Source organism: Streptomyces sp. SM1 (genome assembly GCF_002910825.1).
Taxonomy (GTDB): domain Bacteria; phylum Actinomycetota; class Actinomycetes; order Streptomycetales; family Streptomycetaceae; genus Streptomyces; species Streptomyces okerensis.
In genome coordinates this window covers 1-476 of the sequence record NZ_NEUB01000348.1, presented here as the reverse complement: position 1 = coordinate 476, position 476 = coordinate 1, and the positions used below count along the sequence as shown (strand labels likewise).

Genomic DNA, 476 nt, shown 5'->3' with positions numbered 1-476 from the left:
CGTGGCCCGATGTGTCCGACGAGGCGCTGCACGCGCGCGTGGAGGAGTGGCTGGAGCCGGAGCTGGGCCGGGCCCGGCGGCGGGCCGACCTCGCCCGGATCGACGCCGGGCGGGCGCTCGGGCGGCTGCTCCCCTGGGCCTCCGGCGAGGCCGCGCGGTTCGACGAACTCGCGCCCGAACGGATCACCGTGCCCAGTGGCTCCGCGATCCGCCTCGACTACTCCGACCCGCAGCGGCCGGTGCTCGCGGTGAAGCTCCAGGAGATGTTCGGGCTCCAGGTGTCGCCCCGGGTGGCCGGGGTGCCGCTGCTGGTCCATCTGCTGTCCCCGGCCGGGCGGCCCGCCGCCGTGACCGCCGATCTCGCCTCCTTCTGGCGGGACGGCTACAAGGGCGTACGGGCCGAACTGCGCGGGCGCTATCCCAGGCATCCGTGGCCGGAGGACCCGGCCGCCGCCGAGCCCACCCGGCACACCAAC

Annotated in this window: 1 protein-coding gene; it reads left to right on the top strand. The window is 76.5% G+C overall.

The annotated features are described in order from the left end of the window. On the top strand, positions 1-476 hold a 476-nt coding region (locus B9S61_RS08760), incomplete at both ends, for an ATP-dependent helicase C-terminal domain-containing protein (RefSeq protein WP_308457754.1).